Origin of the sequence: Treponema medium (assembly GCF_017161265.1) — a bacterium.
Lineage (GTDB): Bacteria > Spirochaetota > Spirochaetia > Treponematales > Treponemataceae > Treponema > Treponema medium.
In genome coordinates this window covers 2,291,791-2,316,375 of sequence record NZ_CP031393.1, presented here as the reverse complement: position 1 = coordinate 2,316,375, position 24,585 = coordinate 2,291,791, and the positions used below count along the sequence as shown (strand labels likewise).

22 protein-coding genes are annotated in these 24,585 nt (G+C 44.8%); 13 read left to right on the top strand and 9 right to left on the bottom strand.

Annotated features, from left to right (window positions below):
- Positions 1–82: 82 nt before the first annotated feature.
- Entirely contained in the window at positions 83–829 is a 747-nt protein-coding gene (locus DWB79_RS10090; protein WP_016523943.1) for a copper homeostasis protein CutC, read from the bottom strand.
- A 200-nt stretch (positions 830–1,029) separates the two neighbouring features.
- Between DWB79_RS10090 and DWB79_RS10085 the strand changes: the two genes are divergently transcribed.
- Both DWB79_RS10085 and DWB79_RS10080 read left to right on the top strand, forming a co-directional pair.
- Entirely contained in the window at positions 1,030–1,791 is a 762-nt protein-coding gene (locus tag DWB79_RS10085; RefSeq protein WP_016523942.1) for a hypothetical protein, read from the top strand.
- A gap of 2 nt (positions 1,792–1,793) precedes the next feature.
- Positions 1,794–3,203: an MATE family efflux transporter gene (locus DWB79_RS10080; protein ID WP_016523941.1), complete on the top strand. Its 1,410-nt coding sequence runs from the start codon at positions 1,794–1,796 to the stop codon at positions 3,201–3,203.
- Here the strand turns inward: DWB79_RS10080 and DWB79_RS10075 are convergent.
- The 3 genes from DWB79_RS10075 to DWB79_RS10065 form a co-directional block, all read right to left on the bottom strand.
- Complete coding sequence (locus tag DWB79_RS10075) at positions 3,165–3,416, bottom strand: type II toxin-antitoxin system RelB/DinJ family antitoxin (protein ID WP_016523940.1); 252 nt, start codon at positions 3,414–3,416, stop codon at positions 3,165–3,167. The genes DWB79_RS10080 and DWB79_RS10075 overlap by 39 nt on opposite strands.
- Positions 3,417–3,525: 109 nt before the next feature.
- A complete protein-coding gene (locus DWB79_RS10070; RefSeq protein WP_016523939.1) occupies positions 3,526–4,467 on the bottom strand; it encodes a GNAT family N-acetyltransferase in 942 nt (313 codons plus the stop codon).
- Positions 4,451–5,785, bottom strand: a complete 1,335-nt coding sequence (locus tag DWB79_RS10065) for a hypothetical protein (RefSeq protein ID WP_016523938.1) — start codon at positions 5,783–5,785, stop codon at positions 4,451–4,453. Before DWB79_RS10065 ends, DWB79_RS10070 begins: the two co-directional genes overlap by 17 nt.
- 89 nt (positions 5,786–5,874) lie before the next feature.
- Between DWB79_RS10065 and DWB79_RS10060 the strand changes: the two genes are divergently transcribed.
- From DWB79_RS10060 to DWB79_RS10025, 9 genes are all read left to right on the top strand, one after another.
- Complete coding sequence (locus tag DWB79_RS10060) at positions 5,875–8,292, top strand: Lon protease family protein (protein WP_016523937.1); 2,418 nt, start codon at positions 5,875–5,877, stop codon at positions 8,290–8,292.
- Positions 8,293–8,311: 19 nt separating this feature from the next.
- Positions 8,312–10,048: a TrkH family potassium uptake protein gene (locus DWB79_RS10055; protein WP_016523936.1), complete on the top strand. Its 1,737-nt coding sequence runs from the start codon at positions 8,312–8,314 to the stop codon at positions 10,046–10,048.
- A gap of 244 nt (positions 10,049–10,292) precedes the next feature.
- Positions 10,293–11,675, top strand: a complete 1,383-nt coding sequence (locus tag DWB79_RS10050; protein WP_252722480.1) for a phospholipase D-like domain-containing protein — start codon at positions 10,293–10,295, stop codon at positions 11,673–11,675.
- 13 nt (positions 11,676–11,688) lie between these two features.
- The gene (locus DWB79_RS10045; RefSeq protein WP_016523934.1) at positions 11,689–12,381 is read left to right on the top strand and encodes a potassium channel family protein; all 693 of its coding nucleotides are present in this window, start codon (positions 11,689–11,691) and stop codon (positions 12,379–12,381) included.
- A gap of 17 nt (positions 12,382–12,398) precedes the next feature.
- Positions 12,399–13,154 (top strand): hypothetical protein, encoded by a 756-nt coding sequence (locus tag DWB79_RS10040; protein ID WP_016523933.1) that lies wholly within the window; start codon positions 12,399–12,401, stop codon positions 13,152–13,154.
- A gap of 520 nt (positions 13,155–13,674) precedes the next feature.
- The gene (locus tag DWB79_RS10035; protein WP_040859669.1) at positions 13,675–14,859 is read left to right on the top strand and encodes an anhydro-N-acetylmuramic acid kinase; all 1,185 of its coding nucleotides are present in this window, start codon (positions 13,675–13,677) and stop codon (positions 14,857–14,859) included.
- 90 nt (positions 14,860–14,949) lie between these two features.
- On the top strand, positions 14,950–15,078 hold the full coding sequence (locus DWB79_RS12205; protein WP_016523931.1) for a hypothetical protein: 129 nt from the start codon (positions 14,950–14,952) through the stop codon (positions 15,076–15,078).
- Between the two features lie 68 nt (positions 15,079–15,146).
- Complete coding sequence (locus tag DWB79_RS10030; protein WP_016523930.1) at positions 15,147–16,556, top strand: TP0584 family protein; 1,410 nt, start codon at positions 15,147–15,149, stop codon at positions 16,554–16,556.
- The gene (locus DWB79_RS10025) at positions 16,549–18,165 is read left to right on the top strand and encodes a peptide ABC transporter substrate-binding protein (RefSeq protein WP_016523929.1); all 1,617 of its coding nucleotides are present in this window, start codon (positions 16,549–16,551) and stop codon (positions 18,163–18,165) included. The genes DWB79_RS10030 and DWB79_RS10025 overlap by 8 nt, the downstream gene beginning before the upstream one ends.
- Before the next feature lie 18 nt (positions 18,166–18,183).
- Here DWB79_RS10025 and DWB79_RS10020 read toward each other — a convergent pair whose 3' ends face one another.
- The 4 genes from DWB79_RS10020 to DWB79_RS10005 all read right to left on the bottom strand — a co-directional run bounded on the left by DWB79_RS10020 (position 18,184) and on the right by DWB79_RS10005 (position 21,504).
- On the bottom strand, positions 18,184–19,767 hold the full coding sequence (locus tag DWB79_RS10020) for an L-lactate permease (protein WP_016523928.1): 1,584 nt from the start codon (positions 19,765–19,767) through the stop codon (positions 18,184–18,186).
- Positions 19,768–19,796: 29 nt separating this feature from the next.
- A complete protein-coding gene (locus tag DWB79_RS10015) occupies positions 19,797–20,438 on the bottom strand; it encodes a TetR/AcrR family transcriptional regulator (RefSeq protein WP_016523927.1) in 642 nt (213 codons plus the stop codon).
- A gap of 79 nt (positions 20,439–20,517) precedes the next feature.
- A complete protein-coding gene (locus DWB79_RS10010) occupies positions 20,518–21,087 on the bottom strand; it encodes an HD domain-containing protein (protein ID WP_016523926.1) in 570 nt (189 codons plus the stop codon).
- A 141-nt stretch (positions 21,088–21,228) separates the two neighbouring features.
- Positions 21,229–21,504, bottom strand: coding sequence for a GNAT family N-acetyltransferase (locus tag DWB79_RS10005; RefSeq protein ID WP_016523925.1), 276 nt, complete (start codon positions 21,502–21,504; stop codon positions 21,229–21,231).
- Between the two features lie 216 nt (positions 21,505–21,720).
- On the opposite strand from DWB79_RS10005, the gene DWB79_RS10000 reads away from it, so the two are divergent.
- Both DWB79_RS10000 and DWB79_RS09995 read left to right on the top strand, forming a co-directional pair.
- Positions 21,721–22,221: a Got1/Sft2-like family vesicle transport protein gene (locus tag DWB79_RS10000; RefSeq protein ID WP_016523924.1), complete on the top strand. Its 501-nt coding sequence runs from the start codon at positions 21,721–21,723 to the stop codon at positions 22,219–22,221.
- Positions 22,202–22,669, top strand: coding sequence for a hypothetical protein (locus tag DWB79_RS09995; protein ID WP_016523923.1), 468 nt, complete (start codon positions 22,202–22,204; stop codon positions 22,667–22,669). The genes DWB79_RS10000 and DWB79_RS09995 overlap by 20 nt, the downstream gene beginning before the upstream one ends.
- 78 nt (positions 22,670–22,747) lie before the next feature.
- Here the strand turns inward: DWB79_RS09995 and DWB79_RS09990 are convergent, their stop codons facing one another.
- Complete coding sequence (locus DWB79_RS09990) at positions 22,748–24,514, bottom strand: FAD-binding oxidoreductase (RefSeq protein ID WP_016523922.1); 1,767 nt, start codon at positions 24,512–24,514, stop codon at positions 22,748–22,750.
- Positions 24,515–24,585: the final 71 nt, after the last annotated feature.

Genomic DNA, 24,585 nt, shown 5'->3' with positions numbered 1-24,585 from the left:
ATTACACCGCCGCCGGAGCCGGCAAACCCGTACAAAACCGATGCAGCGCTTATTTGTGCAGAGGGGTTCATATCCCCAGCGCTTATTTTACGGTGCCGATAATTTCGGACATCGCGCCGAGGTCGGCGGTTTCAAACCGGTCTTCCGGCGGGTAGAGTGCGCCACCGTAGTAGATGGCGGGATTCTTTGCCGTCGAAGGTTCGGCAACGGCTTTTAACGCTGCAAAGTGAATCTGATTGACGCCGGTGCCTTTTACGAGCTTCGCCGCATTTTTCTTTGTAATGCCGCCGCCGGGCAGAATTTCTATCCGGCCTTTTGCATGCTTAACCATCGCAGCGATCAGCTCCATGCCTTCGTAGGCGGTCGGTTCTTGTCCGCTGGTGAGTACACGGGTAAAGCCGAGATCAATCAGGATATCAAGCGTTTTAAGAGGATCGGGTACGACATCGATGGCGCGGTGGAATACCTTTTCTTTATCGCCTGCAATTTTGATGAGGGCTTCGCATCGCTTTTCATCTATCGTTCCATTCTTTTTTAAAAAGCCGAATACGATACCGTCTGCTCCGTTGTCGATAAACAGTTTTGCATCTTCTTTCATCGTCTTAAATTCGGATGCGGTGTATAAAAATCCTGCGGCGCGGGGGCGAACCATTGTCATCACTTTGAGGCTTGTCTCTTTTTTAACAAGGAGAAGCGTTCCGAGCGAGGGTGTTAGTCCTCCCAAAAACAAGGAAGAATTTAATTCAATTCTTGCGGCGCCGGCTTTTTCGGCTGTAATTGCATCATCGAGCGAGCCTGCGCAAATTTCAATGGTAATAGTGCTTTTCATTCCGTAATTATAGAATACCCCTTATGAAAGGTCAACGATGTGTTTCGCACAGTAAGGCAGGAAATCGCTTAAAATATTTATAATGCGGAATCCCTGTGTATTTCTTCGGTCTTTCCTAAAAAATATATTTTTTCGTTGTAAAAACATCGGATATTGATTATGATTGGTGCAGTCATTATTCATCAAAAAGGGAAACCGGTATGAAACAATTCATCAATCTTATTCGCTCCATTGTATCCGATATGAAGCTTCTGGGAAAACCGTTTATAAACTATACTCTTGTCTATATAGGTTTGGCAGTTGTTTCAAATATCATGTCTATGTTTACCGGTTCAAATGAGGCGGTGAATTCTTTTATCACGCTTTTAATTCTTGCCGTAGCTGTTTTGCAAACAGCCGCTATTGTCTATTTTCAACGCGCATATATAAAACAACAGATAGGGAATGTTGTTTTCAATTCTATTTTTGCCGTAATTCTACACCTCTATGTTATTTATCTTATTCAGTTGATTATTATCACCATACCGGTTGCCGTAGTTATGCTTACTTTCCATTCGGCACAACCGGAAGCATCTGGGTTTGCCTCCGTTATGGATTGGATAGGTAAAGGGGTGGTTTTTATTCTTCTTTTATATTGGTTCAGCCGATTGGTGTTTGTACCGACCATCTTGGTGTATAAAAAAGAAAGTATGAAGATGAAGCATATTATCGCCGAAAGTAAAGCTATTTTCAAAAAAAATTTTTTTGTTGTTCTGCCGTTTTTCTTTATACTGTATGCAACGGCTTTTTATGCCGGTTTTACTATTATGGACAATCCGCAGTATACGCCGTCATTAGCGCGCGTTATCGTTTTAACCTGTAATGCGTATATTTCTTCAATTTTGTATTGTAAACTGGTCATTAACTATCAGCTGCAAATGGCAAGCAGGTATTTGCCCCAGACAACCGGTACGCAGGAGTAAACATGGAAACGGAAAAACAACGGACACAGATTTTAAACGGCAATCTGTGGAAGATTTTAATAGATTTTTCATGGCCGGCAGTTATTGCGATGTTCCTGCTTGGAGCGAACAATGTGCTTGATGGAATATTTGTCGGGCGCTTTGCGGAAGAAGGCTCGCTTGCGGGTATTTCTATTGCGCTGCCGCCGGTGATTGCGCTTACCGGCTTCGGGCTTCTGATCGGAACGGGAGCGGGTTCTCTATTAAGTATAGCGATCGGTGCGGAAGATACCGATATTCGGCGGCGGCTATTAGGGAATGCGAATGCGCTGGTGCTTATCGCTTCGGCGGCGGTAATGCTGTTAGGCTTTCGTTTTTCGCAGCCGCTGCTTTTTGCGATGGGCGGCAGGGGAAATGAACTTGCACTCGGCGATGTGTATTACCGGACCCTTTTATGGGGGGCGCTTCCTTGGATATATGCCGTTGCACTCAATACGCTGATCCGCGCTGAAGGTAAAATGAAAACCGCGGCCGTCATTATGGCGATCGGTTTGGTGGTAAACGGGCTTTCAAACTATGTGTTGATGGTTTTGCTCAAGCAGGGCATTAAGGGGGCTGCAATCGGTACGAACATCGGTATGATTGCGCAGGCGCTGATTTGTATGCTGTATGTGAGCCGTTCACCGCTGGTACGGCAGCTCATTGATTATTCAACTGAGGCTCCCGATGCTTCATTGTCCCGTGTATATGCTATCAGGTTTGATAACGATATTATCGGCAAGATTGTCCAGATGGGGCTATCCGCTTTTATTATGCAAATTATGATGGTCTTGCAGAGTATGTTGGTGTTGAACGTTATTACCCGTTACGGGACTGCTCACGATATCGCTTTTTACGGTGTGGTTACCCGCCTGTTCAGTTTTGTCATACAACCGCTTGTCGGATTTATGATTGCGATGCCTCCCATTATCGGTATTAATTTCGGAGCGGCGCAGTCCGAACGTGTGATTGCCGCATTTAAATGTTTTGTAACGGCTTCTTTTATACTCGTGCTTCCCTTTTGGGGTTTTGCGCTCACCATGCCCGAAGCGGCAGCCGGTGTTATGATGAACCGCACATTGATTACCGCGGAAAACAGTATACAGATTAGGATATTTATGGCGCTGCTGCCTGTGATGCCGCTCACGTTTTTAACGTTAAGTTTTTTCCCCGCAATCAATAAAGGATTAAGCAGTTCCATAATTGCCGTTATGCAGCAAGTTGTACTGTATGTTCCCGTGATGCTGCTGTTGCCCCGTTTTACCGGTGTCCGCGGTGTGTACTACGGTACGCTGTTCATTGAACTGGTAACAGCAATTCCGATCCTCATTTTAATTAAACGCGAATTCCGGCTGTTAAGAACAGGTGTAACTCGCTGGGTAAAAGCGGAGTAATGGGATACTTTCTAATGCTCTTTTATCAAGCACTGCGCTGTTTTTAGGAGAATAGAATGGATCAGCTTTCACTTTAAAAGGTATACGTCTTTCTCTCCCAAGCTTTTTCAGATAAATATTGATTGCCGTAGATAGGGATATACCAATATCTGCACATACTTGTTCTGCACTCCTTTTTACATCATCATCAATTCTCAAACTAATTTGTGCCATAACTGCATACTCCTCCTTTTTAGTGTATTGTATAGCAATAGAGTTTATTTGTAAATATTTTGCATTACATGTGCTTTCTATCTTTCAGCAAAAATTGCAAGTCTTTCCCTCATTCCCCTATCTTCGCCCCCGCCTTCCAGTAACTCATTCTAAACAGCCCACACTGCTCAAAGCCGAGCTTTTCGTATACGCGGAGGGCGGCCGTGTTGGCGGTTTTTACGAAGAGTGCGAAGCCGTGCGCTTCTGTGCTGTGGGTATTAATAAGATGCGCAACGGCGGCTGCGGCTAATCCTTTATTTCGGTATGCGGGCAGGGTATAGACGCCGCCGATTTGGAACCAGTGAAAGCCCTGCGCATTGGTTCCGGCCTTTGCGACGATGCGCCCATCTGCTGAGACCTTGTAGATGTATTCGGTTGTAAGGCGGGCGCGCAGCGACAGTTTACAGACAGCGGGGTTTATCGGGCGGCCTTCGTAGGCAACCTCGGTATGTTCATAATCGAGCTGGAGCGGGAAGAGTTCTGTAAGATCATTCTCCGTTGCGCGTTCAATGGACAGTGCGGCATTCAGCTTGGACTGCGCGGTTTGAAAGAATATATCCGTACAAGGTTTTGCGTGGCGCATGAGGTAGTAATCTACGGCGGCGTCGAGCTGGATATGCGCTGTTTCGGACATAACCCGCTCAAAGAGGAGCGTATGCTCGCGGATGCCCGCAACGGCGTGGAGTTCCGTGTAAGGAAAGTCCTCACTTAAAAAAAATCTGCCGAGAGCTAAGACCGTTTCCTCAGGGATGTCCGTATCGATGCAGTGGAACAAAAGCCCGTATGTACTGAACAGTAAGACCCCGCAGCAGATTTTTTGCGGTTGCAGACAAGTTTGCCGTTGCGGGCAGGTATAGATAGCCGCCGCCTTTTTATACCGCGGAGCATAGTCGGGGTACAAGCAAAGCCGCAGCTGCTCTGCAAGATCGATGCAGCGGTATTCGTGCTGCCGCACGAATGCAGCCGCGTCATAGATAGTCTCCGGGGTCAGCAGTTCAAAACAGTAGTGCATACCGGTTAAATGCCGCGGCTGCTGCGGCTTTGTCCTGCCTGCCGATACTGCGGCCGCTGCCCAAGAGTTCTGCTGCGAGGGCATCCTCTGCGCGCAGTTGCCCGAAGCCTGCGAGTTCGGAGTAGGGGCGGATGTAACAACAGAACGGCAGCGGTCGCACCGGCTGTGTGGGGGCAGTAAGAGGCTGCGATGCCGCTTCGGCCGAAGTCGGTTGGGGCGCGGCAGTTGCCGGAGCTGCGGATGTGGAAACAACGGGAGCCGTTTTAGCCGAGCCGTTCCCGTCGGCACCTGCTGCTTGATCTGATGCTGCAGCAGAGAGGGCGGCCGTGTCCGCCGCTGAATTGTCCTCAGGCAGAAGTTCAGGATTGTGTTCCCGCATGGTTTGTATCCATCCGTCGGGGGCGGACGGCAGCGGCTCTTCTTCGGAAAGGCTGAAAAACACACCGGTAAATACGCCCGGATTTTCCGTACAAAAGTGCGCGGCTAAATCGGTATAGATTCCTTCCGTATATAAAAATATCCGCTTATTGCGTCCGTAACGCGCAACCGTTTGTTCAAGAAAGTCGGCAAAGAATGCAGCCGTCTGCGGGTCATCTTCTTTTATTAAATATCGCTGCTCTTTTTTCCCGATAAGGTGCAGCAGCTTGCGGTAGAGTTCGATGCGCGGAATAATGCCGCGCGGTTTCAGTCGAGTGATTTCCGCAACGGTATAGCCTTGATCCGCCAGAAGAGAGGCGAGCGTTTCCGGCCGTTCGGTGTATGGAAAAGCTTCGGCAATAATCACCAGCGCTCTTTTATCGGCGCCGCCCTGCCGCTCAATCAACAATCCTTCGATAGGATTCCGCGAAGCGGAAGAATCAGGTGAAGCGGAATCGGCGGTTTGTTCGGCTGTACCTTTATCGGTAGCGGCGCTTGTTTTGTCGGTTAATTCGATAGAACGGACGGTTAGCGGATATTCGGTTCTGATACTTGCTTCCGGTGCAAATCTGAATGCGCAATACGCTACTCCGCAAAAAAGGCACAGTAACACAATGCGCAGCATCATCGATGCGATGCCGTAAAAATCGTTCAGCATCCCTTGGAAAAACGCAATCAGTCGTATTATTTCCGAGAGGCAGACAATCAGTACAAAGAGAACGAGAATAAAAAGATAGAGGACAATTCCCTGTCCGATGATAATACAGATACAGACAAAGAGGCTCAGAAAAGGTAGAATAGGAATTGCGCGGCCTTTTTTTAAGCTTTTTGAAAACGGGCGCAGTAATACCGGCAGTAAGAGGAGCAGAACTACAAGCTCGCTTAGTAACAGATCGGTCATATTTTTTCCTTTTGGGAACCTCTAAAAACTATACCTGAGTTTTTAGAGGTGCCTTTTGTATCTCATAATCATTGAGGAGAGTGAAGCTATTGAATACATCATCAACGTCAAACATCCCGCAGCAGGCTTCGGCACAGGAGCTTCCGCTTTCAGAAATTCAATTCAATATACCGGAATCGAAAATCGCCGCATTAAAAACAAAGGCGCCGCATAAGCCGATTGTCGGGCAGCTCCGCGCGGTGTCCGCATTGGAACTCGGCTTAAATATTCGGGACGACGGCTACAACATTTTTATTATGGGAGCGCCGGGAACAGGCCGCCGGACGGTTCTCTCTTCGCTGCTCAAGGACTATAAACCAAATACCGCCGCCTTGCAAGATATTGCGTATGCGCATAACTACCGGCATCCGGCGGAACCGATCGCGCTGTTTTTTCCGGCAGGTGAGGGCAAGAAGTTTCAGCACAGCCTCAAAAATGCGGTTGAAGCTCTCTATAAACAGGCGCTGCAGATTGAAAAATCTGAGAATTTTTTGTCGGCTCAAAAGAAGATTATGTCGGCGGTCGACAGCGATGAAAATTCTCTGCTTGCAAATTTTGAAGTAACGATGCTGTCGCGGGGATTTAAACTCTTGCAGCTGAAAGACGATTCCAATCAATCCGTCGATTTGATTCCGCTCATTAAAGGAAAAGAGGTTCCGTTCGGGGAGCTGCAGCTGCTGGTTGCGCGGAAGAAGTTTTCCGAACAAGCGCTCAACGATTTGCGTGAAACATATTATCGCTCGCTTGATGAGCTGGCCGATCTTTTTGCCCTGCTGCGGAAAAACCGAACGGAGGCGGAAGAAAAACTCAAGCAGCTCTACATCGATTTACTCAAACCGATTATTGCGGCGGAGCTTGGACAGGCTCGTGCACTGTTGAACGGCTATCCTGCCGAAACCGATACGCAGAAAAAACACAACGAGAAGATTGCTTCTTTTTTAAAAAAGACCGAGGCGGATTTGATTGCCCGTGCCGTGATGTATGCAGCGCCGTTTAAGTCGCCGCGGCACAAGAAGGCTTTTTTCGGACGGTATGCAATCAATCTGATTTGCGAAAATACGGAGGATAAATCCTACGTTATCGACGAAAACCAACCGAATTTTTCCAATCTTTTCGGGACGATTGAAGGACACGGTGATGAAGAAGACGGACTGCTGAACGGTCATTTACGGTTGCGCGGCGGAGCAGTACACCGTGCCTTAGGCGGCTTTTTGGTGCTGCGGCTGAAAGACCTTTTGGAAGAAGAAGATTCGTGGGTGTATTTAAAGCGGGTGCTGCAGTCGGGACGTATCGCCGTGCAAGCGCCGCCCGCCGGTACGCATACGCCTTCTCTTTTAAAGCCCGAACCGATTCCTGCACAGCTGAAGGTTATCATCATCGGCGGCGAATATTCCTATGAGATTCTCTATCAGGAGGATCCCGACTTTTATAAGCTGTTCAAGGTATGCGCAGAATTTGATTCGGTGATGCCGCTGACGGATGAAAACTTGGCCGCCGTCTTGGCGCTCATCGAAACCTTTGTAAAAGACCGGCATTCGCTGCCGTTCAGCGATTCGGGGTATGCGAAGTTGCTTGCATATACGGTTGAACTTTCGGAGAGCCGGCATTTGATTTCCGCTCAGTTTACGAAGATTGCGGATTTTGTTGCGGAGGCGAATTATACGGCGAAACAACAATCGTGCGAGCTTATCACCGATGAGATCATTACCAAAACAATCGAGCGGCGGCATTACCTTGCGGCCTTACCCGAAGAAAAATTCGCCGAGATGGTGCAGCTCAAAGAGATTTTAATCGACACATCCGGTACTGCAGTGGGAAAAATCAACGGGCTTGCCGTAGAGGAGCGCGGCTTCCATACCTTCGGCATACCGGTGAGCGTTACCGCCCAAGCATCGCCGGGTACCGCCGGTATTATCAACATCGAGCGGGAGGCAGGGCTTTCCGGCGAAATTTACGATAAGGCGCACCTCATCATCAGCTCGATTCTCCGGCAAAAATATGCGCCGGATTTTCCGCTGTCGATTTCCGCCGCAATCTGCTTTGAACAATCCTACGGTATGATCGACGGAGACTCCGCTTCCTGCGCCGAGCTTTTCACGCTGCTTTCCGCAATCGGGGGCATCCCGCTCAGGCAGGACATTGCGGTAACCGGCAGTTTGAATCAGCTCGGCATGGTGCAGCCGGTTGGCGGTATTTCGGAAAAGATAACCGGCTTTTTCGACACCTGTGCGATTCTCAGGTCTACCGGTACGCAAGGTGTGATGATTCCTCAGGGCAATAAAAACAATCTCTTTTTGCCGGAGCGCGTCATCACCGCAATCGCCGAAAAGCGGTTTAGAATATGGGCGGTCAGCAATATCGATGAAGGTATCGAGCTCTTGAGCGGTATGGATACGGCGGATGTTACCGTCCGCGTTTCTGCCGCGCTGCGGGACTTTGCGGAAAAAGTGAAAGCATTTAGGAAGTAGGAAAAAGGATTGAACTGATATGAATACCATAGTAATCAAACTCCGTGCAAATCTTTCAGGCGTTGCCTTTATACTTAGTTTAGCAGTGCTTTTTTTGCAGCAGTTCTATGCTTCCCTTGCCGCTACTATCGTTATCCACACACTCGATGCCGTGATCTTGCTTCTTATTATTGCAGAAACGTTTTTGCCGATGCGGCATGAAAAATACTTTCAGCAATATTTTCAAAAACATGCGGCGCTCTGTGTAAGCACCATCCTTTTTTGTGCCGCCTTTATCTTTTTTAAAATAAAGATCGGTTTTATTCCTACGTCGTCGGAACTGATTCTGATATTTGCACTCATAAAAAATATTTTCCTATTCGGTAAAATCATCAAGAATACGGCGGACACAGCAGGCGGAACAGAGCGGGTGATGCTGAACCCTGCGGGAACATTGCTTATTTCTTTTTTTATGGTCATCATTACCGGAACATTTTTGTTGATGTTGCCCGCAGCAACGCCCGGCATGGATCATTTGGATTTTTTGACTGCCTTATTTACTGCGACCTCTGCGGTCTGCGTTACCGGTTTGAGCATTATCAATGTCGCGACGGAATTAACGACAGTCGGCAAAGTTATCCTTATTTTGCTTATTCAGATCGGCGGACTCGGCATTATGGTGTTTTCGTTTTTCGGGATGCTCGCTTTTAGACGTAAACTGTCTATCGCAGAAAAGTTGGCCGTTTCGTATATGGTGAGCGAAGATGATATGTCGGGATTGTTTAAAGCGCTCCGCGTCATTGTTGGTTCTACATTTTTGGTTGAAGCAGTCAGTGCCGGATTTTTATACCTCGGATTTTCTCGTACTATGGGGGTGTCTGCCGAAACGCTCGGTTTTGCAGCGTTCCATGCGGTATCGGCATTTTGTAATGCCGGTTTTGCACTCTTTCCGAACAATCTCGAATCTTTTACCGGCGATCCTATTATCAGTTTAACAATCAGCTTTACGATTATCCTCGGCGGTATCGGCTTTGCAGTTATGTACGATACGGTACGCAAAATAAAAACCGGAGCACAAAATGTATTTAAGAAGAAAAAGACAACATTTTTTCTTCCGCTCAATACGCAGATCGTGCTTGTAATGACCGCGGGTGCGCTCTTTATCTCTTTCGCGGCGTTTTATCTGTTGGAGCATACCCACGCAATGAAGGATTTCTCTCTGCATGAGCAATATCTTGGCGCTTTCTTCCAAGCGGTTACACTACGGACGGCTGGCTTTTCAACGGTGTCCTTTGCTTCGCTGACCAATGCAACATTGCTGATGATGATTTTTGTAATGTTTGTAGGCGGCGCTTCGGGCAGTACGGCAGGCGGTATTAAGCTGAACACCGTTGCGGTGGTTTTTGCATTTTTCCGCTCATTCTTAAAAAACGATCGGACAGTCATCATCAAAAAAATGTCGATACCCGATGAACAGGTAAAAAAAGCGTTTCTTATTTTAGGATTTGGTCTGACGATTGTGTCCGCTGCCATATTCGTATTGACGGTAACCGAATCGCTGCCGTTTTTACCGATGGCGTTTGAAACGGTTTCCGCCTTTGCAACAGTTGGGCTTTCTACCGGTCTAACGGCGCAGTTCAGTGTTGCCGGTAAAATGATACTGATCTTTCTCATGTTTATCGGCAGGGTAGGACCGCTTACCATTCTCACCGCCGCTGGAAAAAAAGAACACAGCGACACCATAGAATATCCGTATGGCGCTATTTTGATTGGGTAGGGGAGAGCGAAAACATAGCTTTTCTATAAGTGAGGGAAATACGAAAGAAAAGAAACAGAGAAAACTTAAATATTTATATTTACTCAAAAAAGGACACAAGGGACTTGTACGCGCGCTGTTTAGTCGTTTAGGAGTGTTTCTTGTCTTATTGGGTTTGCAGGCGTTTATTTTATTGAGCATCCCGTATCGGTTTAAAGAAATCTTCTCTTATTATTCTTTCGTTCAGTCCTTATTCATTGTTGCGATGGTGCTGTATTTACTCAATTCAGATATCGATCCTACCGCAAAGATTACATGGCTAGTTGTTATTATGCTGCTTCCGGCATTCGGGGCTTTATTGTTTTGGTATACTCAAAGCGATCTTGGAAACCGTTTGGCACGAAAACGGCTGAATAATCTTTTAGCGCTGACGCAAGACAGTATTCCGCAAGATATGCAGGTTGCAGAGGCTCTGTCGGTACAAGATAAGGGGATAGCGGGGCTCGCTCATTATATGCGTCATACAGGGTGTCATCCCGTGTTTAATCAAACTGAAGTAACCTATTTTCCCTCTGGAAAAGCTAAGTGGAAAGAAATGCTTATTCAACTGAGACAGGCAAAGCATTTTATCTTTTTGGAATATTTTATTATAGAAGAAGGGCTAATGTGGGGGAGCGTTTTGAAAATATTGGCGCAAAAGGTGAAAGAGGGTGTAGATGTCCGGCTTATGTACGACGGAACCTGCGAATTTTCTACATTGCCCCATGACTATCCTGATCGTCTGAAAAAATTGGGTATTAAATGTAAGATATTCGGACAGCTTACTCCTTTTCTTTCGACACATTATAATTATCGAGATCACCGTAAAATTCTAGTTATTGACGGGAGGGTCGCGTTTAACGGCGGTGTTAATTTAGCAGATGAGTATATCAATGTTATTAATAAATACGGATATTGGAAAGATGCTGCCGTTATGCTGCACGGCGCTGCGGTTAAAAGTTTTACATTGATGTTTTTGCAGCTATGGAGCCTGCACGAAAAAGAATGGAATTTTAATGAGTATTTGGATGTTCCCATTAAAGCCTTGCCGGTTTCTGCAGCCGGTTTTGTTATTCCTTACGGCGACAGTCCTGCCGATGAAAACAGAGTCGGTGAGTGTGTGTATATGGATATCCTTAACAGAGCGCATCGGTATGTACATATTATGTCGCCCTATCTTATTTTGGATGGGGAAATGGAAACGATGTTAAAGTTTGCTGCAGAGCGCGGTGTGGATGTTAAGTTGATTTTACCGGGTATACCCGATAAAAAAGCTCCCTATGCATTGGCAAAAACGCATTATGCTTCTTTGTTGGCTTCGGGAGTACAGATTTATGAATATACGCCGGGCTTTGTTCACGCAAAAGTTTTTGTGTGCGATGATCGGGAAGCCGTTGTCGGTACCATCAATTTGGATTACCGAAGTTTATATCATCATTTTGAATGCGCTACGTATTTATACGGTGTAGACTGTATTGAAGATATTGAAACGGATTATCAATCCGTATTAAAACAGTGTCGTGCAGTAACGGTTGAAACTATCCGGCATGAAAAATGGACGGTTAAAGCTTCCGGCATTGTTCTTAAAGCTATTGCGCCATTGATGTAACAAGGAGAATACGATGGATGTACAACAAAATTTTGCGGTTATCGGATTAGGTGAATTCGGTATTCGAATTTGTGAAATGCTTGCTGAGGGAGGCGGTTCGGTTGTTGCGTTTGATCATGATGCGCAGGCTGTCGATCGGGTAAAAAAAATTGTTCCGGCGGCAATGGTGATCGATACTACCGACGAAAACGCACTCAGAAAGGCTCCGCTCGACGATATCGATGTTGCCATTGTTGCAATCGGCGATAATAAGGAAGCAAGTATTTTAACAACAACACTGTTGAAGGAACGGGAAATTCCCTATATCGTAGCGCGGGCGGTTTCTCCCTTACATGCGATTGTGTTGAAGCGGGTTGGAGCTAGTAGAGTATTAAAGATTGAAGAAGAATCTGCCTCCCGTATTGCCAACGAATTGATTAACCCCGAAGCGCTTAATTCGCTTTCGGTTATCGAAGGATATGGAATCTGTGAAGTAAAAGTACCGAAGTTTTTTATTGGGAAAACACTGTCGCAGGTTGCGATCAAAGAAAAATTCAATCTAACCTTAATTATGGTTGTCCGTCTTGAACTCGATATCGATACGGTTGGCAATCCTTTGAATCGCGAAGCGATGTATGAACCGGATGATAATCTTGAATTACAAACAGGCGATAAACTATTTGTTTTCGGCAGCCTCGAAAAGATTGCGGAATTTAGAAATATCTAAATAATAAGGATACATTCATGATTATTATCGGAAAAAAGAAATTGATCGGTGCGGTGTTTTTTTCGTTTGCACTTATTTTAGCAACTGCAATTTGGGGATATAAAGTTGGAATGCAGAGTTCGCTTAAAAGTGATTCGGAACTCGTGCTGTTTTTTGGATTTATCGGAGCAGGGATAGAACTTTGTTTATTAATTGCAATGTTTGTCTATGCAAAGAGAAAAGAAAACGACTTTTTAATGGTTGCAAAGGCTATTCAGCTGAACGGCGTATTGTCGGATTCTCGTGCAAAAAAATTGGGCAACTTAGGCATTACGCTGCAGGAATCTCTTAACGATGCGTATCAAATTACCGCACAAAAAAGTTTAAAGATTGCGGGATTAAACGGTCTTGTTGATGAACTCTTGCTGATAATCGATCGTCCGCTTCTGGTTGTAAGTCTGACCGGAAGTATCCTTAATTTTTCTGCTAAAGCACATGAGAAAACGGGATGTAAACAAGGCGATGCGCTTTCCGACATTGCGCCTGCCATTAGTATTAAAGAAGCAATTCAGAATGCTTCACATACGCATACTGCCGTACAGCAAGATACGCATATCGTGTGTATGCCGGTGTTCTCTGCTACCGGTACTTTGTCATTCTTTTTGGTTGATTTATCCGATCAGCCGATCGTGAGCAAGGTAATGGAAAACGTCAAGCATTTAATACAAAAAACGGATACCGAAAAAAAACAGAAAAAGCCGTTTTTAAAATTCTTCCAAAAAGGGCGTGAGTAGCTAAGGGGAAACGCATCAGACATTTTGTTGATAGTCCCGCAGAATAAGTAAGGTTGGGGATGTCCCAAAAGTTGGTTACTTTCGGGACATCCCCGTCGAGTTTAAAATTAAGTCTTTATACAGCAATGACTTAATTTTAAACGTCGCATCTAAATCTAAGGAAACTGTCCAAAAACTGAAGTTTTTGGACAGCCCCCTCTTCGCGGTTCAAATGGTCTCGCAACCTCACTTATTCTGCGATTTTTATATGCTGGTCTGATGCGTTTTCCCCTTCTTCTTAGATAAAGTGTGCGAAATTTTATTTCCTTAAAATGCAACAGTTGAACAAAATATGAATTTTGGAAACTGTTGCATTCGTGCGCGAAAAGCGCACACATCAATATGCAAGTTTTCGAAAGAAAACTTGACGGTTAAGGTAAGCGGCGTCATTGTAGACGCTCACCTTATACCTATGAAATTTTGCACAAAAGGAATACAGCCGCTTAAAATATTTAAGAGCGGTTGCCTTCGGGAACAATATATGAAGTATTTGGATTTTATAAACGAAAAAAAAGAAAAAACGGCGATTGGGCTTATGAGTGGAACGTCTGTTGACGGTATCGATGCGGTGTTGCTGACTATTACCGGCAGTGGACTCGATACGCGCATTGCGGAGTGTGCTTTTCTTACTGTGCCTTATCCGCAAGAAGTACGACAGCGATTATTGGCGCTTGCTTCCGGTTCTTTCGGCGGCAGCGAAGAATTAAGCGCGATGAATGTTTATCTTGGAGAGCTGTCAGCAGAAGCATGCTTTGCCGTATGCAAAAAGGCGAATATCGATATCAGTACGGTTGATTTTATCGGTTCGCATGGACATACGGTTTTTCATGCACCGAATGAACGATATTATTTTGGCAAGAATATTAAAAGCACGCTGCAAATCGGTGAAGCCGCTGTTATTGCAGAGAGAACCGGATGCGTTACGGTTGCCGATTTCCGCGTTCGGGATGTCGCGGCGGGCGGGGCAGGGGCGCCGCTTGTTCCGTTTACCGAGTATCTCTTATACCGAGAACCCGATACGGTAATCGGCTTGCAGAATATCGGCGGTATCGGCAATATCACGCTTTTGCCTGCCGATGCCGATATGGACGGTATTATCGCTTTTGATACCGGTCCGGGCAATATGCTGATAGACGGCTTGATGCGGCTTATCACCGGCGGTACGCAAAACTATGATGAAGACGGCAAATGTGCCACCGCCGGTGCCGTCGATTCGGTATTGCTTGATTTTCTTAAAACGGATCCTTATTTGCAATTAAAACCGCCAAAGACCACCGGCAGAGAACATTATTCCGAAGCGTTTATACAAGCGTTGTATGATAAAGGTACATCATTGCAGCTGCCGCCGGAAACAATTGTGAGAACGGCAACCTATTACACTGCGTATTCAATCGCGTATTCGCTTAATACATTCGGATTGCCGATGCCGCAAAAACTGATAGTCGGCGGAGGCGGCTGCAGAAATCCTGTTATCTTAGATCATCTGCGGCAGCTGCTACCTGAATGTTCCGTGCTAACCAATGAGGATATCGGTAAAAACAGCGATTCAAAAGAAGCATCTGCTTTCGCTGTACTCGCAAACGAAGCGCTCTGCGGTAATCCGAATAACGTTCCGTCTGCAACAGGTGCAAGGAAGTTTGTCGTGATGGGAAAGATCAGTATATAAAAGGGACGGTAAAGTTTTAAAAGACAAAAACAATTTATACGAAATGGATGAAAAAGCGCTTTAGGGCAAGAAGCTGTGGGAGGGGAAAATATGATTGAAAAAACGTTTAAGACTTTAAGTGGTAAAGGAGCCGGTCACAATTCAAATACGGACAGACCTGAGATTGTAAATGATTTAATTGATAGTTTTGTAGAGAAATTAGATAGATTTGCATTATAAATTCTTATTTAAGGCAGTTATTCCATAAATCATATAAAAAATTTTTTAAAAGTGCCGATGATGATGATATGGAATCTACGAAAAATTTTTCTGAAGAGTTAGAGCACCACATAGCTATACAACGGGAAGAGTTTAACAAGCATTTACTTCCGCAGTTGCAGCAAAATTATGCAGCGCTCGGCAGTGTGGTAAAAATCCTCCGCAGCAATTTGTTAAAAAAGGGTTTGGTCTATGACGATCCGTATAAATACGACAGCCGTATGACCGAAATAAAAGTTCCCAGCAATGAAGCTTTTGCAGACGGCGAGCGGGCTGCTATCGTCGGTTCCAGATTGGCACAGTATCAAACGATGCTCGATTTTTTAACTAACTCCTATCAGTTTAATTGTTCATTCCTGACGCCACAGCGTATTGCATCAATGCTTGCATTGAATAAAACTTTCCAATGGTCAGCGCTTAATGAAAATTCAACGCTTGCAAATACTCGTGCACTAGCCGAGATTTGTAAATCGCTCCACTCCGTCTCCGATACGCTGACCGGCGGGCTATTGCGAGATTCACTTGGACACCTTGCAAAGCTTGATACGGAGATCAATAAAACACTCCGTCAACTTGCTCGTCTACATCGTGAAGAATATAAACTAACGATCAGAAAAAATTTACCGTCCGATTTAACGGTTACGCAAGCGGATATAGCAAGTCCGATTAAATTATTAAAAACTCTTAAAAAAGCCCTTACAACAAATGATGAAAAACTTCCCTTTTATCATGATCTTGTAATGGAAGTTATTAAAGAAGATTACGGTCCCGATTCGGCACATCTGCAACGGGAAGTATTGCGCCATTTGAATGTAGCGCAAAAAGAAAATGTAAAAAACAATAAACAGGAAAATATGCGACCGGTGCTTATAACAGGACTTCGTATTCTCGGTACCACCGGTAATCATTTCGACACTTGTCTCACCAAACTTATGGCTAACCAAGAAGTAGTATATAAATCGCGTACGACGATTTTTACCAAGTTTTTGGAAGCTTTGAGGCGTGCTTTCAATATGGAAGAAAGAAAACATGAAATCACTATATTGATTAAAGACCCTATCAGCAATTTGCAAAAAAAAGAAATAATCGTACTGGAAGATTTTACTGATAATTTAGCAAAAACAATTCGTATTTTTAGAGTTCTTGCATCGGGTACCTCCGACTTACAGCAGCGTTTAACCGGTATGAACAATGAACAATTACTTGAACTCTTAAACAAATACATCGTTATATGTAATGGATATTTAAAAACCCTCGGCGGATTGGATGATTATTATAAATCCACTGACGTTATACTGCGTTCAAAAATGAAAGGAATAAAAATAGAATTGACCACAATTCGAAACGCTGTTATAAAAGCAAATCAATGCAGAGCAGAGTACAATGCGAGTGTTGAAGAATATTTAAATATGAAAGAACTTGGATTGATTCATGAATAAAAAAAATATAGTATTGTTTCTTATTTTATGTATATTTCCATTTGTTGCATGTGCAGAAAGTGAAACTTATCCTCAAAACGAATTTATCGTTTCGGTTACTACCGGTATTCCAAACTTACATCCTCATGCTGCATATAATGCAAATGAGGCGCAAATTCTAACCGGCTTGTATGAAGGACTGTGTACCTACGATCCTTATACGTTACAGCCGGTCGCCGGATTAGCAAAGGATTGGAAGATCAGCGCAGACGGTTTAACGTGGACGTTCACATTGCGGGATAAGCTCACATTTGAAAACGGCGATCCTATCACCGCTCAAGTATTATGCGATTCATTTATCAATTTGTTAAACCCTAAGCTTGATTTACCTTATGCCTCACTTTTAGATTGCGTTAAAGGAGTAAAAGAATATCGTACCGGAAAAAGTTCCGATATGTCGGCTATCGGCTTATGTGCGGAGTCCGATACTTCATTAAAAATCTCGCTTATATATCCGGCAGAACAATTAGCTAATATACTCTGCCATCATGCATTTTCAGCAGTACATCCTTCGCAGTTTAAAGCAATAAATCAATGTGCGGGTAAATCTTCATTTGCGAAGCCTTCCGAAGCTTTTAAACCGATCGCGAGCGGTCCATTTAAAATAGAAAGTTTTACCGCCGAAAAAATTCGTCTCATAAAAAATTCTACTTATTGGGATTCTGAATCGGTACGGCTCCCTGCAATCAGTATACTATTGGATGAAGATGCCGATAAAATGACGGAAGCATTTAATCAAGGAACTGTTCATTGGCTTTGCGGGTCAGTCAATTTAAATAAAGTAGCGGCGGCATATACCATCCATATTACGCCGATGTTTGCAACCGAATTTTTTTATTTTAAAACAAACACAGCGCCATGCAATAATCAAACGCTCAGAGAAGCGCTGCTTGCAGCACTCCCTTATACCGAATTGCGCAAGGATTATTTAATTCCTGCTAAGACGCTGGTATTTCCTCTCACAGGATACCCCACAGTACCGGGTATTGATAAACAGGATACGGCAAAGGCGGAAAAGCTTTTAAAAAATCTGCCGCAATCACAGACAACAGAACCGGTAAAAATTCTCCTGCCGGAAACAGCATTCTATACCGAACAAGCGGCATTGCTGAAAACTGCATGGCAAAAAATAGGAATTTCAGCAGAAATTACAACCGTTCCTTTTGAAGAATACTACGATCGGTTAAAAACAGATGACTATCATTTAGCCGTTATTTCGTGGATTGGCGATTTTGCAGATCCGCTTGCTTTTCTGGAATTATTCAGGTCGGATTCGACTTTAAATGATTCAGGCTGGCATAATACCGACTACGAAAACTTTATCAAAAAAGCATCGGCGGAACAAAACCGTAAAACCAGATTTGAATATCTTGCAAAAGCGGAACAGTTGCTGTTGGATTCGTCAGTTCTTATCCCGCTTTCTCATATTCCTGCAATCAACGTAATCGATTTAAGTGATATAAAAGGCTGGTATGTAAACGCAGTTAATATCCATCCGTTTAAATGTATCCGCTTTGCACAGCCGGATCCGCTCCCCGGAGTTGCATTACATTCCAAAGAGAACCGCTGAACGGAAATGTGCAGCGGCTCACATCAGTAACGAGCCGACAAAACAGATTACTCCGGCAAGCAATGCATACATAACAAAATATTTAAACACTGCCGCGAGAATTTTGCTGTCGGAACCGGTAATACCGATAGCTCCTGCACCGATTGCAATATTCTGCGGACATACCATTTTACCGATACCGGCGCCCATCACATTTGCTGCAGTAATCCAATAGGGATTTAGATTGAGCGACAAGGCGGTTTCTAACTGTAAATTCCCAAAGAGGACGTTGGTAGAGGTACCCGATCCTGTTATAAACGCTCCCAGTACGCCGATAAGCGGTGCAACAAAGGGATACACAGGGCCGGTTGCAACAACAGCTGAGCGTGCAATATCGGAGATCATCCCGCTGTATATCATCACCTTGGCAGTTGCTAAAACACTGCAAATCGTTACAAAGGTTCTCCAATATTTTTTTAGGGTAAAGCCTAACACACCTGCCATTTCGGATAACGAAGCCTTTTGAATAAGCCCTCCGCAGATAGCCGCTATAAATATCACCACTCCCGGAGTATTTATCCAGCTGAATGTGAGCGGCTTGCCACCGTCTCCCGTATATATTAAGAACGAATGTTTGAAATCCTTGATGGCGTTGTGTACGGGAGGGCAGATCTTGGAGGTAAGAATTAACAATATAAAGATGAGTACAAACGGCGCCCACGCTCTCAGGCCTTCGGCAAAACCGATATGTGCAGCTGGAGCTGGTATTGTTGTCCCTTTCGCAGCAGTTTTTACGGAATATTCCGATTCTATTTTTGCGGTACCGCAAGCCTCGTTACCGTTTCTTTTGCTGAATTTTACTACAATGATTACGCAGAGCATCGAACAAATTGAACCGACAATAGTCGGAAGTTCAGGGCCTAACAACTGTGCAAAAAGAAGATAGGGAGCAACGAACGACAGCGATGCGATTAACGTAATATGCCATACGCCTTTTAATGCCTTTATTCCTTCGCCGCAGATCACCACTGCAAAGAATGGCGAAAGAAATGTATGCACGGCCTGTATGAGCGCGGCATTTGCAGCAAGCTGTTGCAAGTCCAACCCCGTAATGGAGGCAAGTGTTGCTGTCGGCACTCCTGCCGAGCCGAACGCAGTCGGTGTCGTATTTGCAACAAGACAAGCTGTTACCGCGTTGATGGGATTAAGACCTATTCCGGCAAGAATCGATGCGGGAATAGCAACCGCAGTACCGAACCCTGCCATGCCTTCCATAAAATTACCGAAACCCCAGCCGATAATCAGCATCAGTATTCTTTTATCATCGGAAATACCGATCAACATCCCTTTGATCATTTCCATAGCGCCGGTTTTTATCGTTAAATTGTATGTAAAAAGAGCGGCAACAATAATCAAACATATAGGCCAGAGCGCATACGTCGCTCCTTCGAGCATAGCGGACGAGATATGCAGGAGAGGTAATTTCCAATACAGCGCCGCCAAAATCGCTGTTATAAGCAACGCAATACCGCAGGCATTACAACTGCTCATCTTGAGCTTGCTTAAAGAAATAATAAGCCAGATAATCGGTAGCATTGCAAGTATAAAATTAATCAGTGGCATACATCATTCCATCCTTCAGGGTAAACACATCATCGGTTAATATGGTTGAACAAATCTTGATGCCGGTCGAAAAAGTTTTGCATTGCGGTAAGAATCATTGCACGGATTTTTTCTTTATTTTGATTAAAGATGTTCTTATCGCTGAATAATTCATGCATTACCAGCATACCGTGAAAAATTTTAAGAAGGAAATACTCTTGATGCCGGATGATATTCATAATTTCTAATTCTTGTTGGGGCGGGTAGTGTAACGTTTTTATAAACAGTTCAAAAGCCTGTTTTTCCAATTGAAAATACAGCATTTCATAATCGCGGTCATAAGGGATTTCTGCTAAAAACATCAAGTAGAGTTTTTTTTCGGGTACTTCATCAAAGAGCTTTGCCATACAAGCGTCTGTCATAACCTCGGCAAGCGATTCGGTACCTGCCGATTCTTGCACAATCTTTTCGGTTCGTTCGTACCGGAAATAGTTCCCGTTTTGCATAATATCAAAAAGGATTGCCTTTGTCGTTTTATAATATTGGTATACGCCCCCCTTGGAAAGCGTTGTGCGTTTTACCACATCTTCCATTGTTGTATAACGAAAGCCCTTCTCTAAAAATACTTTTTTTGCAGCTTCTTGTATCTCCGCCTTTCGGACAGATTTCGATTGCCGTTTAAACTTAGCCATAGAATATATACATCAGATAGACTTACGTGACCGCAAGATTGAAAAGCTTCAACACAAACGGCTCGCGCGTATCTATACATTAAAGTCCGAGCTTATCGGCGATGCCGCACATCGCTGCAAGGGCTAATTCAGCAAATTCCGGAAACGGTATCCCGATATTTTCTATTGACATCATTGCGCCTCTATCGGCGCCGGCCGCAAATCCGGTTGCTTTCATTTTCTTGACAATGGATTTAACCTTAACGCTTGTAATCTTTTTATCGGGATAAACAAGTGTAACGGCAGTAATAAATCCGGTAATAGGGTCGGCTGCATAGAGTGCTTTTTCGAAAAGCGTTTGCGGTACGGCGCCCGTATCGGGATTGTGAGCGATAATGGCGCTGTACATTTCCTCGCAGCCGAAATTCTGTTTCTTTAACAGCTCAACCGTTACGGGACCGTGCCGTTCAGGGTGCTCTTGCCAGTTTGAAACGTCCATATCCAAATCGTGAAGCAGGCCGGTAATTCCCCAGAGTTCCTCATCTGTCGGATTAAGCCGTTTTGCGAGCGCACGCATAACAGCTTCAACAGCAAAGGAATGCGCTATGATATGTTCAGTTGTAACATATTGGTTGAGTAATGCCTCTGCTGTATTTCTATCAATGTTCATAGATGTCTCCTAGGAACCTCTAAAAAACTGAAAATTTCTATCGGCTTTTTCTTTACGGAAATAATTTATCATATTACTTTTTAAAGGCTCTTTTTATTCGTGCACAGGTGGTAATATTCCATCACTCTGCGTCGTTGTGTTTTAATGTGCGACTAAACCGGCGTATTCCGAATGTTTGTTGAACCAATCGGCTGCATACGAGCATTGAGGACGTATCTTCTTCCCGTTCTTTTGGGCATAGTCTACGACTTCTTTAACGAGTTTCCCTGCAATGCCTTGCCCGCGTAAAGAGTTATCGACAAAGGTGTGGTCGAGGCAAACTGTCGACGCATTCTCCTGCGGAAATGTGACCTCGGCAATAACTTTTCCGGCATCGTTTTCCGCATAAATTCTATTTTCTTGACGTATAAATTCCATCGTACCCTCCCAAAACTTAGGTAAATAAAAGCCGTGCTATTTGTACGGCTTTTATTTTACACTCCTTATGGAACGTAGTATGCCATAGAATAGAAAAGAATTTCAATATGTACCCGGCATTATCATCATAGTAACAGTAATTAGACTGGGTTGACAAAGCGAATGGCTCAATTATAATAGTGCCTTCGATTCCGAAAATTTTTATAGGAGGAAAAAATGAGCAATGTCTATAAGACACGCCCGCACAGAGTACTTGTGAATCTTGTTTTTGGTGCGGGGGCAGCTCTCTTTGTGACTTTTATTGCATCAATTTGGCTTAAAAGTTTTGTATTGTTGCTATTGATAGCTTTAGCAACTTTCGCCGGCTATATTTGGTTGGTAATTATCGGTAATATGATTGTTATAGAAACCGACGGCGATACATTGACAATAAAAAAGGGTAATAAAATCGATACCTATTCGATTTCCGCTACAGCGATACGGGCAAAAACCGTTAGTTCGGGCGGTGATACGGAATGTTCGCTCTATCTTACCCGGCAGGGAGAAAATGAAGTACTGATTGACTGCGAATTAATCGGTATTACGCAGTTTATAAAGTTATTGGATGATTTGGGAATCAATAGAGATTCCGTAACTAAACTCAACACGGAAAATACTGATGAACCGGCTAAATTGACAACCGTAAAGGAGAAAACACATGGACACCATCATGAGTAATACAAGTTTTTCACATATCTATTATTTTATTCTTATTCCGATAGGGCTGCTCGCTTATTTTGCATTTGCAATCTTTAAAACAAAGAAGGATAAACAGCGTGTTACAAATTGGCTGAATGAGCATCCCGATGCGGTAAAAGTGTATATCGGTAAAACAAGTTCGGTAACCGGTATGCTGGCGAGCGCGGCACAGCAGATAACCGTCAGCAGTGTTGACGGGGAGCCTCCGCTCTACTTTAGAGAAAAACTTTCAACCGGATTCTATGTTACTCCCGGAACGCATATCGTCGAATCGTCTTTTTCAAAAACTCGACCGGGGGTTCTGTCTCGTTCCGTTACAACAACCTACGGTGCAAGTAAACAGGAAATTACAGTAGAGGCTTCCAAAGCCTATAACTATTTCTTTAATACGAAAGAAGAAGCCTACGGGTTTGAAGAATTGCATTAAAAACGAAAGCCGATTAGACTGTACGGTTTAATCGGCTTTTTTTATTTTTATCGGCTCCGTTATTTTGAGCAATACCCCTTAATACGCAGGATTATCCCATGTTCTGCTGCAGAACTTCGGTTTGCGCTTTTGCTCTTCGGTCATGTCGATGCCGAGGGTGCCGCCCGGGTTCATAATGTTGTCGGGGTCAAAATGCTTTTTTAACGCACGGAAAATGTTCAGCCTATCCGTGCCGATCGACTGCTCCACCCATGCCGCCGTCATCTTGCCGACACCGTGGTGATGGCTCATTGCAGCGCCCTGTTCCATGATATTATCAAAGATACCGAACTGATATTCTGCATATTCTTCTTTATCACGGAATTTCCCAATAAAGATAAAATAGAGATTGGCTCCCTGCTCATACGCATGGGAAAGGTGTGTCATACAGACCGTGTGCGGGCGGGATTTTGCAAAGGCGCGTACCTTTTCATGCACCCTGCCCATCATCTCCCATGTAACGGAGCATTCCATCGTGTCGATGATAATGCCGTAGTCCTGCAGCGATTCCCGTAAATAGGGGTCGGTAAAGCGGCCTTCTTCCCATTTGTGCGCGGGATAGCCGGTGAGGTATAATCCACCGTGAGCTTTGCTGATTTTTTTTACGATGCGGAAGAGATTTGAAGAAAAGCCTCGTTCTCCTTCCGTCCAGCCTAAAAACATACAGCGGTCATGCGCTTTGTATCCGCGGAGGTTCATCAAGCTTTCGAGCGGGGTGCCTTCCACGCCGTAGAGCTTCATCATTGCATCGGTTTCTTCGGGGTCGGATAGGCGGAACACGGAAGGATAGCCTGCTTCGGCTTGCATAATTTCCCGCGCGGCGTCGCGTCCGCTCTGCCAGTCCTTAAACATAAAACTGAAATACCGGCGGTTCTCCGCAGTCAGGCGGGAAATTTTCAGCGTTACATGCGTCAGTACGCCGAACGCTCCCTCCGACCCCATCATCAGCTCATCGATATCAGGGCCGACTGCGTGGGCGGGAAGTCCGTAGCTTTTAATGATGCCGGCGGGGGTAACATAAGTCTGCCCCATCACGATATCGTGAATATTACCGTAATAGGTTGAGTTCTGACCGGCGCCCCTCGTTACCGTCCAGCCGCCGACGGAGGAGTATTCAAACGACTGCGGAAAGTGTCCGCAGGTGTAAACGTGCCGTGCGCCGAACCGGGTTTTTGCTTCGCTCAAGATTTTTTCGAGCTGGGGGCCGGACATTCCCGCTTCAACCGTGATGGTTTGATCGGTTTCGTTAAAGTTAATCACTTTATTAAAGTTCCGCCGCATATCAAGGCTGATGCCGCCCTTAAACGCTTCCACGCCGCGGGTAACGGAAGAGCCGCCGCCGTATACATAGAGGGGGATGTGCTGCTTTTGGCAGTATTCGACAATCTGCACGATTTCTTCATGACTTGAAGGATAGAGCACTGCCTGCGGGGCATTTTCGGTGATGTTCTCCCGCAGCCGGTAGAGGTCGTACATGGTTTTGCCGTAAGCTACGGAAAGCCGGTTGTATCCCTTGGTGCTTACATTCTCTTTACCGCACACGGATTCAAAGAATGCGACATGCTCCGGTTCGAGCGGCGGCGTCGCTAATGTTTCGGGTACCGCTTCATGTCCGTCGGCGCCCTTCCGCTGAAAATCTGCATCGGTTAAGCCGAGCTCACCTTTCATAAAGGTAAAGAGCCTTTCATTCGGTTCTTTAAATTCGTTGGGATCTCCCCATTTTAAAATCGAACGGAATGAAGCCGGCGGCGGGGGAACTTGCTCCCATTCCGGTTTAAAATTCTTGTATACCTTACGTTCTGCCATAGCCATCTCCTATTTGAATTTATAATAGAGCACCTCTTAAAACTCGATGATATTTTTAGATGCTCTCGATA